Origin of the sequence: Janthinobacterium sp. JC611, from assembly GCF_018682595.1 — a bacterium.
In the GTDB taxonomy this organism is placed as follows: Bacteria; Pseudomonadota; Gammaproteobacteria; order Burkholderiales; family Burkholderiaceae_D; genus Janthinobacterium.
In genome coordinates this window covers 446,970-454,120 of the sequence record NZ_JAFLJN010000034.1, presented here as the reverse complement: position 1 = coordinate 454,120, position 7,151 = coordinate 446,970, and the positions used below count along the sequence as shown (strand labels likewise).

Below are 7,151 nucleotides of genomic sequence, written 5' to 3'. Positions count from 1 at the left end.
CAGCGGCAGCGACGCCGCGCCGGCGCCGTCGGGCGCGGCGGGCAGGGTGGGCAGGGCGGGCAAAATCGGCGCCGGCGGCGCGTCGCCGGGCGCCACGCCGCCCACGGCGATGGTGACGGCGAAGCTGGAACCCTGGCCCGCCACGGATTGCAGTACGATGTTGCCGCCCATCATTTCCACCAATTGCTTGATGATGGCCAGGCCCAGGCCCGTGCCGCCGTATTTGCGCGAGGTGCTGCTGTCTGCCTGGCGGAACGGCTGGAAGACGGCCGCCGCCGCCTCGGGCGCCATGCCGATGCCCGTGTCGCGTACTTCCAGCCGAATCTGGCCGGCGGCGGGGCGGCTGACATCGACGGCAATCTCGCCCCGTTCGGTGAACTTGGTGGCGTTATTGAGCAGGTTGGTGAGGATCTGGCGCAGGCGCACGGGGTCGCCGCGCACGTGCTGCGGCACGTCGGGGGCGATGCGGCAGGTAAAGGCGATGGCCTTGCGCTCGATGCCGTTGGCAAACAGCGCCACGACGTCGTCGATCAGCTGGCGCAGGTCGAAGGGGATATGTTCGAGCACCAGCTTGCCCGCCTCGATCTTGGAAAAATCGAGGATGTCGTCGATGATGCTCAGCAAGCTTTCGCCGGAACGGTGCACCGTGTGCACGAAACGCTGTTGCTTGGGGCTCAGTTCCGTGCGCTGCAGCAATTCCGTCATGCCCAGCACGCCATTCATCGGCGTGCGGATTTCGTGGCTCATCTTGGCCAGGAATGCCGACTTGGCGCGGTTGGCGGCCTCCGCCTCGGCCTTGGCCTGCTTGAGCGCCAGGTCGCGTTGTTCCACGTGTTCGAGCATGCCGTTAAAGCCCAGGATCAATTGTCCCAGTTCATCGCTGCCATGCTGCGGCACGCGTACCGACAGCGCCTTGCCGCCGCGGATCTGGGCGATGGCGTGGGACAGGCGCGCCAGCGGCCCGGCGATGGAAGCGCTGATCAGTCCCGTGATGCCCACGCAGGCCAGCAGCAGCACCAGCGCGATGCCGAGGATCAGCACGAAGGCATGCCGCACGCCCTCGCGCACCTTGACCACCGCGTCTTGCTGCTGGCCCGTGATGCGCGCCACCTGCTGCGCGGAATAGGCGGCCTGTTCGCGCTCGAAGGCGCGCACGTGGGCGATGACCTCGTCCAGCGCCGTCTGGCTGTCCAGCACGCTGCCCTTGGCCTGCACCAGCCGCTGTCCCGCGCGCTCCACCTCGTCCAGGTAGGTGTTGACGCCGCGCGTCTCGGCCAGCAGGCCCAGCTGGCCTATGCTTTGCAACAAGGTTTGCATGGTGGCCATGTCGCGCTGCAGGGTGCTGATGCGCTGCGCGATGTCGTGGCCCAGGCGCGTGACGTCGCCGGCCGCCGTGGCGAGCATGACTTCGCCCACGTCGATGCTGATGGCGTCGACGGCAAGATTGATGTCGCCGCTGGCGTCCTCGATGCGGGCCGAGGTATGCATGTAGCGGTTGGCCTGCGCCAGCCGGTCGCGTCCGATGGCCAGTTGCAGTTCGATGGGGTCGAGTTCCTCGGCCAGGCGCAGGTGGGCGCCGGCCAGCGTGGCGCCGGTGTGTTCCTTGAGCGCGGCATAGCGCGCCTGCAGCGCCGCGCTGGCGCCGCCCTCGGCCAGCAGCCCGGCGCGCAGGGCCAGCAAGCCGGTGGCGGGCTCGAGCATTTGCCGCCCCGTGGCGAGCAGTGTGGCGCGCAGCGCTTGCTGGGCCGGGCTGATGTCGCGCTCGCTGGTTCCCGCCAGGCGCGCGACCGCCGCCGCCAGCCGCTCGCGCAAGGGGGCGATGCGGAAACGGCTCTGCACGGCCTGCGTTTCGGCCAGCGCAATCTGCATGTCATGGATGCTCTTGCGCAGGTCGGTCAGGTAGCGGGCGTTCTGGTTCAGGCGCTGGCTTTGCAGCTGCACCTCGGCGGCCGTGGTCTGGGCCTGGCTGTCGATCAGGCGGATCTTGCCGCGCGCGTCCTTGGCGGCGGCCTTGATCTGCGCCAGCACCTGGCGCATCTGCGTGGCCTGCGCCTTGTAGTAGGCCTCGTCTTCCAGGCGTTTGCGCACGGCCACGCGCATGCGCTGGAATTCCCGTTCGAAGGCCGCGTGATAGCGCGGCGCCTGTGATTCGCCATGGCGCCGCAAGGCGTCGCCGAGGCGCTCGGCGGTCCGGATATTGGCGACGATCTTGCCGGACACCTGTTCCAGCTGCGCCAGGTCTTCCGCCTTGCCCAGTTCGAAAAAATCCGATGCCATGTCCTGCACGGTATAGCGCAGGCGCAACACGTCCGTGTACAGCGGCACGGTCCGGTCGGTCAAGCCGTGCACATGGGTTTCTATGCCTTTCACCAGCAGCAGGCTGGCCGCCGCCATGGCCGCCACGCCCGCCAGCAGGACGCTGGTACTGATGATCAGTTTGCTCCGGATTTTCACGCCAGGCTCCAGGGTAGGGGGGCGCGCATCACTTCGCGCCAGGCTCCGGATCGACGGGAACGATCCTGCCGTCGGCGATGCGGGTCAGGAAAACGGCCGTCGACGCCTGGTGGTTGTCGGGCCCCAGCGTCACCCGCAAGCCGCCGAGATCGAGCCGGTCGAACGTCTCGAAGCTCCGGATCAGGCGCTCGCGCGTGAGGTCGGCGCCCGCGCGGCGCAGCGCCGCCACCATCAGGGTGGCCGAGATGCAGCCTTCGAAGCTGACGAACGACAGCGTGGCCGCCGGCACGTGCCTGGCCAGCAGCGTGGCGCAGTCGGCGGCGATGGGCAGCCGGCGGTCTTCCGGCAGGGGCACCACCTGCGAAATGACGAGCTTGTTGCCTTGCGTGCCCAGCAGTTGCAGCAGGCTGTCGGTGCCGACAAAGGACACCGTGGCCAGGGCCGCCTTCAACCCGGCCTGCCTTGCCTCGCGCATGAACGCGGCCACCGGGGTGTAGGGCCCGGCCATGATCACCGCTTGCAGGTCGTGCCCGATCAGGGCCGCCAGTCCGGCCTTGACGGCCGTGGTGCCGCGCTGGAAAGAACCCTTGGCGACGAGCTCCATGCCGCGCCGCTGCAGCGCGCGCACGGTGCCGTCGAGCACGGCATTGCCAAAACCGTCGTCCTGGTACAGCACGCCAAAGCGCTGGACGCCGCGGCTGGCGAAGTATTGCACCAGGGCATCGGACTCATCGTCATAACTGGCGCGGAAGTTGATGATTTCATGCACCACGGGGCGGCGCAAGGTCATCGCGCCCGTAAACGCGCCCACCAGCGGCACCTGCATTTCCTGGACGATCGGTATGACGGCGTTGGTGGTGGGCGTGCCCACGTTGCCGAACAGGGCGAACACCTGCTTTTCCTCGACCAGCCTGAGCGTTTCGCTGATGGCGCGGTCCGGATCGTAGCCGTCGTCGGCGACCACCAGCTCGATGCGGCGGCCATGGATGCCGCCGCGCTGGTTCGCCTCCTGGAACACGGCCGTCGCGCCGTCGAGCATGGCCCGCCCCAGCCCCGAGGCCGCCCCGCTCTGCGCATTGACCATGCCCAGGCGGACTTGCGTCGCGGTGACGCCCGGTTCGGCGGCGTGGCCGATGCCGGCCGCGAGGGCGATAGCGAAGCAGCAGCATTGCGGGAAAGTGCGCATGGGCTACCTTGATTGAGTTTGACCATTATCAAGAGGTATGGGGGTGATAACGAGTATGGCGGAAATTACCAAGGCAAAACTCACACATCGTCACGGCGGGCAAAGCAGTTCAAGGACGGTCAAGGCACGGGCAGTTGCACCACCACCTTGCCGCGCGCGCACCCCTGCGCCACGTAGGCCAGCGCCTGTTTCGCTTGAGCGAAAGGAAATACCTGGTCGATGACGGGGCGGATGCTGCCTGCTTCGAGCAGGCCGGCGATCTGCGCCAGCTGGCCGCCGTCGGGACGCACGAAGTGGAAGGCATAGCTGGCGCCGCGCCGCTTTGCCAGGCCGATGATCTTGAGGCTGAGCAAACCAAACACCAGTTTCAGCACCACGTTCATGCCGCGCGCGCGGGCGAAAGCGGCGTCCGGCGGGCCGACCAGCGAGACGACGTGGCTGCCAGGCTTGACGATGCGCAAGGCCTTTTCCAGCCCGTCGCCGCGCACCGTGCCCAGCACGGCGTCGTAATCGCGCAGCACCTCCTCGAATGGTTGTGTCTTGTAGTCGATGACTTCCTCGGCGCCCAGGCCGCGCACCAGTGCCACGTTCGCCGCGCTGGTGGTGGTGCCCACGCGAGCGCCCAGGTGCCTGGCCAGCTGGATGGCAAACGTGCCGATGCCGCCGAAACCGGCCGGGATGAACACTTTCTGGCCAGGCTGCAGGTGCATGCGTTCATGCATGGCTTGCCATGCCGTCAAGCCCACCATGGGAATCGCGGCCGCCTGCACGAAGTCGAGGTTGGCGGGCTTGAGGGCGGCCGCCAGTTCGGGCACGACGGCAAATTCGGCCATGCTGCCGTATGGCGTGTCGAAAATGCTTGCATACACGGCGTCGCCCACCTTGAAGCGCGTGACGGCGCTGCCGACTTTCAACACCACGCCAGCCAGGTCGCTGCCCAGTTCAGGCCAGGCGCAGGTCCTTGCGCAAGCCGGCGTCCATCAGCGCGGCGGGCATGAAACGGCGCATCAGGCGCAGGCGCGCCGCCAGCGGCCCGGCCGTGTAGCGCGATGTCGGCTGGCGCGCCTGCGCCGCCGCCAGGACCGTGTCGGCCACGACGCCAGGGTCATCGGCGCCGGCCATCAGTTCCTGCAGCCGGCGCGTGACGGCCGCGCGAACTTGCTGGTAGGCGGCCAGCGGGGTGTCCGGCGCCAGCAGGTTGGCTTCGAATGTGGTTTTCGTATAGGCCGGCTCGATCACGCTGGCGCGGATGCCCCAGCCGCGCACTTCATGATCGAGCGATTCCGTGTAGCCCTCGATGGCGTGCTTGGTGGCCGAATACAGCGCGCCGTAGGGCATGGGCAGGAAGCCCAGGACGGAACCGATATTGAGGATGCGCCCGCCGCCCTGGGCCCGCATGTGCGGCAGCACGGCCAGGGTCATGCGCAGCACGCCATAAAAATTCGTGTCAAAGATGGCTTGCGCCTGCGCCACGCTGCTTTCCTCGGCGCCCGCCGGCGCCACGCCGAAACCGGCGTTATTCACCAGCAGGTCGATGCGTCCTTCGCGCCGCATCACCTCGGCCACGGCGGCCGCGACGGAAGCATCGCTGGTGACGTTGAGCGCCAGCATCGCATGGCCGTGTCCGGCCGCCTGGTCGCCGCGGCGGCTGGTGCCGTAAACCGTATAGCCCGCTTGCGCCAGGCGCCGGGCCGTGGCCGCGCCGATGCCGGACGAGGCGCCGGTGACCAGGGCAATTTGCTTGTTTTTCATGGCAATTCCTTCAGTGGTTGACAGCTTGGGGTATAAAATATGATGATCATCATATTCATGTTGAAAAAAAAGCCCGGGACGTAGCTAGGCCACGGGCGGTGCATTAGCCGGGCGCCTGCAACTGCGCCAGCGTGGCCGCGCACAGCGCGTCCGACAGGGCCGGCTCGTCGACGGCGCGCGCGAGGATGGTGGTGCCGATCAGGGCGCACACCGTTGCCATGGCTTGCGCGTGCGCTTCCGGCTGGCCCCAGTTCGGCAGCTGGCGCGCGAACAGGTCGATCATTTCCTTGATGTGGATGGTGGCGGCGCGCCGCACCTCGGGCGCCTGGCGCGGCATTTCCGAGCCCAGCGCCGAGACGGGGCAGCCCACCTCGATGGCGGCGATGTGTTCTGGCGACAGGTAGGCGGCCACCATGGCCTGCAACTCCTGGCCGGGCGGGGCGGCTGCCGCCACCCTGGCCGCCAGCGCCACCGCTTCCGCGCCCGCGCGGTCGCCCGCTTCGGCCAGCAGCGCGTCGCGCGAGGCGAAGTGCGCATAAAAGCCGCCGTGCGTCAGGCCCGCTTCCTTCATGATGTCGGCCACGCCCGTGCCCGCATAGCCGCTGCGGCGGATGGCGCGCGTGGCCACCTCGACGATCCGTTCGTGGCTGGCTTCCTTGCGGCTTTGCGCCGTGATTTTGGCCGCTGACTTGTTGGGTGAGTTCTGCATGACGAGCATCATATCGCAATTTTCGATACGCTGCACGCGATGCGCCGCGCCTGCGGGCGGCGCTCGGCGCGGTCAGATCAGGCGGGCGTTGCTGAACAGCTCGGTTGTCCAGTCCGTGAACGCACGCATCGCCGGGGACAGAAAGCGGTGGTGGGGGTAGAGCAGCGATACCGGCACCGGCGCCGGCCGCCTGCCGGCCAGCACCTCGACCAAGGATCCGGCCTGCAAGTGCTCGCGCACCAGGATCTCGGCCAGCTGCATCAGGCCGTGGCCGTCGAGGCCCAGTTTGATGTATAGCCCGGTCTCGTTGACCCCGACCGTGCCAGGGACCGGCACCGCGGTGCGGATGCCTTCTTCGATGAAATGCAGATCGCTTCCCCGCCGCGTTGTGCTGGAAAAATAGTGGATGGCCCGATGGCGTGGCAAATCCTCCGGAAGCTCGGGAACACCGTGTTCGGCCAGGTAGGACGGCGCCGCGCAGGTGATCCAGCGCAGCTCGCCCAAGCGGCGCGCGACCAGCGTCGAATCTTCCAGGCTGCCGGTGCGGATGACGCAATCGACTCCGTCCTGTATCAGGTCGACCTGGCGATCATTGACGCCGATCATCAGGTAGATATCCGGGTAGCGCTGCTGGAATTGCCGCAACTGCGGCAGGATCACGGCATGGGCGATGCCGCCGGGCATATCCACGCGCAGCCGTCCTTGCGGGCGTTCGCCCGGGCCTTGCAGGCTCGCTTCGGTGTCGTCGATGAGGTCGAGTATTTCGCGGCAGCGGTGGAAGTAGCGTTCGCCTTCGGGTGTCAGGCTGAGGTTTCGGGTGGAACGGTTCAGCAGGCGCGTCTGCAAGTGTTTTTCCAGCCGCTTGATGATGCCGGTGACCGACGATGCGGGCAAGCCCAGGGTCTCTGCTGCGCGCACAAAACTCTTGCTCTCGACCACGCGAAGGAATACCTGCATTGCTTGTACGCGATCCATGTCTTGTCCGAGTGAAGCTAAAGGAAACGGCACTATACCTCAACATTGTTCGGATTTTCCGCATGCTGAAAACGC

General features: G+C 67.3%; 5 protein-coding genes and 1 pseudogene. All 6 read right to left on the bottom strand.

Translation table 11 applies throughout. From position 1 onward, the window contains the following. Window positions 1–2,454 (bottom strand): ATP-binding protein (locus tag J0O65_RS28285; protein WP_215409405.1); only part of this gene is annotated, 2,454 nt, incomplete at its 3' end. A 28-nt stretch (window positions 2,455–2,482) separates the two neighbouring features. Next, the gene (locus J0O65_RS22505) at window positions 2,483–3,640 is read right to left on the bottom strand and encodes an ABC transporter substrate-binding protein (protein ID WP_215409404.1); all 1,158 of its coding nucleotides are present in this window, start codon (window positions 3,638–3,640) and stop codon (window positions 2,483–2,485) included. A 119-nt stretch (window positions 3,641–3,759) separates the two neighbouring features. Further along, window positions 3,760–4,581, bottom strand: a pseudogene (locus J0O65_RS22500) (NADP-dependent oxidoreductase); the annotation flags it as partial. Window position 4,582: 1 nt separating this feature from the next. Beyond that, window positions 4,583–5,392, bottom strand: coding sequence for an oxidoreductase (locus J0O65_RS22495; RefSeq protein ID WP_215409403.1), 810 nt, complete (start codon window positions 5,390–5,392; stop codon window positions 4,583–4,585). Window positions 5,393–5,495: 103 nt separating this feature from the next. Further along, window positions 5,496–6,113 (bottom strand): TetR/AcrR family transcriptional regulator, encoded by a 618-nt coding sequence (locus J0O65_RS22490; RefSeq protein WP_215409439.1) that lies wholly within the window; start codon window positions 6,111–6,113, stop codon window positions 5,496–5,498. Window positions 6,114–6,173: 60 nt separating this feature from the next. Further along, complete coding sequence (locus J0O65_RS22485; protein ID WP_215409402.1) at window positions 6,174–7,076, bottom strand: LysR family transcriptional regulator; 903 nt, start codon at window positions 7,074–7,076, stop codon at window positions 6,174–6,176. Window positions 7,077–7,151 lie beyond the last annotated feature (75 nt).

Excerpts from the sequence above, each read along its gene's own strand:
- J0O65_RS22490 (WP_215409439.1), bottom strand. The coding sequence starts at position 6,113 with ATGATGCTCGTCATGCAGAACTCACCCAACAAGTCAGCGGCCAAAATC.
- J0O65_RS22495 (WP_215409403.1), bottom strand. The coding sequence starts at position 5,392 with ATGAAAAACAAGCAAATTGCCCTGGTCACCGGCGCCTCGTCCGGCATC.
- J0O65_RS22485 (WP_215409402.1), bottom strand. The coding sequence starts at position 7,076 with ATGGATCGCGTACAAGCAATGCAGGTATTCCTTCGCGTGGTCGAGAGC.
- J0O65_RS22505 (WP_215409404.1), bottom strand. The coding sequence starts at position 3,640 with ATGCGCACTTTCCCGCAATGCTGCTGCTTCGCTATCGCCCTCGCGGCC.